General features: G+C 32.5%; 3 protein-coding genes. All 3 read right to left on the bottom strand.

The annotated features are described in order from the left end of the window. Positions 1-491, bottom strand: a 491-nt coding sequence (locus tag H6578_12485) for a SurA N-terminal domain-containing protein (protein ID MCB9227971.1), incomplete at its 3' end; no start/stop codon positions are given. 128 nt (positions 492-619) lie between these two features. Continuing rightward, the gene (locus H6578_12490; protein MCB9227972.1) at positions 620-1,150 is read right to left on the bottom strand and encodes a hypothetical protein; all 531 of its coding nucleotides are present in this window, start codon (positions 1,148-1,150) and stop codon (positions 620-622) included. Positions 1,151-1,684: 534 nt separating this feature from the next. Further along, positions 1,685-2,035: a hypothetical protein gene (locus H6578_12495; GenBank protein ID MCB9227973.1), complete on the bottom strand. Its 351-nt coding sequence runs from the start codon at positions 2,033-2,035 to the stop codon at positions 1,685-1,687. Positions 2,036-2,276 lie beyond the last annotated feature (241 nt).

Here is a 2,276-nt window from a genome sequence, read left to right on the forward strand (position 1 = left end):
TCTGGTGCACCTAAAGTTTTAATGTATTGTTCAAATCTTTGTTGGCTAAATTTTCCGGTTTCGTCAGCAAAAGAACTTTTTATAGAAGGATGTTGAAATTCATCTACAAAAAATAATGCTTTTTGCTCTTCGTCATCCACTTGAATACCTAATTTTTTATAGGTTTCGTTTTTTAGGGTTTCGCCAAGCATTTCATTGTAAGTACTGCTACGTACCATTTCTCTTTGTTGCTCAGATAAAGAACTTCCTGCCTCCAACTGACCTTGTTGTATTAAGTTTTGAAGCATGAATTGTTCATTAGCTTTTAGTCTGTCTTCAAATGCTCTGTAAGGAATTTCTTCTCCATTTACTTTTAATAGTGCTGTTCCTGCTCTTTGAGGACCATTTTTAGCACCTCCCATGTCCATTAAAATAAATGCCAACATAGCAAAGGCTATCAAAACGATTAGCAATCCGCCTAGTCGTTGTCTTATGGTTCCAATTACTGCCATTTATATATACTTTTTTGTAGTTTTACGTTTAAGGTGTGCAAATATACGCTATTCATAGTATTTTTAACCTTAAATGAATAAAAAAGATACAACTACATGTGGATATTTGTTGATAATGAGGTAGATACTTATAATTTTCTACCTTTTGCCACTCTCAGATTTCTTTGTTCTTTATTAATTTTTTTGAGATTTACCATTAAAAAAGAATTTAGTGAGCCATTAGATATTTGATATACTTTATTGTTGTACGTTACTTTTGCTCCCGTATTTGGGTTGTATTTTTCTTTAAGTCGCAAGTAATATCTGTTATTTCTTTTTGGGTCAATGCCAAACACAAGGAAATGGCTGTCGTCAAGTTCAAAACTTATGGCTACTTTATTAGAGGGTAGAGATGTTACAACTCCGGGAGTTTTAGCTTGAATAATTATTTCTTCAACTTCTTTACCGTCTATTATTTTTATTTTTCCCGATTCTATGCCTGTTTCATTGTTGTTAAGCTCTCTATGTAAAATTATGGTGTTAGAATTATAAAACTGAATGCTTTTAAGCTCATTGTCAGACCACTTATTTTCTACTTTAAGATTTTCTGTAAAGGGTACAAGTGTTTTGCAAGAAGAAAACAATAGGATAAGGCTACTTACTAAAATGATATTTTTCATGGTAATAGGAATTTTAAAAACTTGTAAATCAATTAAAATGCCAAGTTTTAGAAAAGGGGTAAAAAAATATTAATTGTTAATGTCTAATTAATGGCGGACGTAATATTTTTTAACTTGACAGGTTTAATTATTATTGTAGAGATTGCTTCGTTCGTACCTCACTCGCAAGGACGTGTTTATGTAGGTTCGTCTTTGCGAACGGAGTGAAGCAATCTGTAGCTGTCTATATTAAATCAAACTCTTTAGATTGCTTCGTTCGTACCTCACTCGCAAGGACGTGTTTATGTAGGTTCGTCTTTGCGAACAGAGTGAAGCAATCTCATTATTGTTCGGGATTACCGTATGCACGGTAATGACGTTTTGGGGAGAGTTTTTTTTCTGTCTCGTTTGTCATTCCTCTATTTCTACCTATCGGCAGACAGGTATCGGCAGACATGGTGCGGAGGCAGGAATCTCAAAGTCAAAAATACAAATGTAACCAAATAGGTTAAGTAGCCGAGATTGGACTATTATATATTCCTAATAGGTATAACATTACCTTTTCTTTACTATCAAAATTTCATCATTGCTAAATGCCATCCATGCCAAATCATAAAGCCAATAAAACGTTTTTCCCTGCGAGTTTACGTTTATATGTGTGTGATATTTATAAGAAAATTTCTTTTTATCCAATACCATGCGTTGAGTTTTTATCTGTGTTTTGTGTTTGCCTATTATCTCTAATAAAATACTTCTATTGCGGTGCAAAATCTTATCAATTTCAAAAGCAACACCTTTGGTTACCTTTCGTAAATTTGTATGGTAATAATTTTTGCAGGCATTAGAGCAAAACAATTTATCACTTCTTCCTTTAATTTCTTTTTTACAAATTTTACATTTATTCATTAGTTATATTCCTTTAATATAAAGACTTTAGCTATTATCCGTTTTTAACGGTTAATATACAGCTAAGTTTTAACTTTTTCTAATTATTATTATTTTCTGCGTTACATTCGTAGTATGAAAGTGGTAACTGCATATGAGTTTATAGAGCAAAAAATGCTGCAACGCAACTATGCACAGCGTACCATAGATGTATATATAGGCTGTTTAAGGCAGTTTGCCGCTTATTGTAGATTGCACCAAT

It is taken from the genome of Chitinophagales bacterium (assembly GCA_020635995.1).
Classification (GTDB): Bacteria; Bacteroidota; Bacteroidia; order Chitinophagales; family UBA8649; genus JAFMKE01.

What these genes read in the sequence shown, in the direction of transcription:
- H6578_12495 (MCB9227973.1), bottom strand. Translation starts at nt 2,035, where the DNA reads ATGAATAAATGTAAAATTTGTAAAAAAGAAATTAAAGGAAGAAGTGAT.
- H6578_12490 (MCB9227972.1), bottom strand. Translation starts at nt 1,150, where the DNA reads ATGAAAAATATCATTTTAGTAAGTAGCCTTATCCTATTGTTTTCTTCT.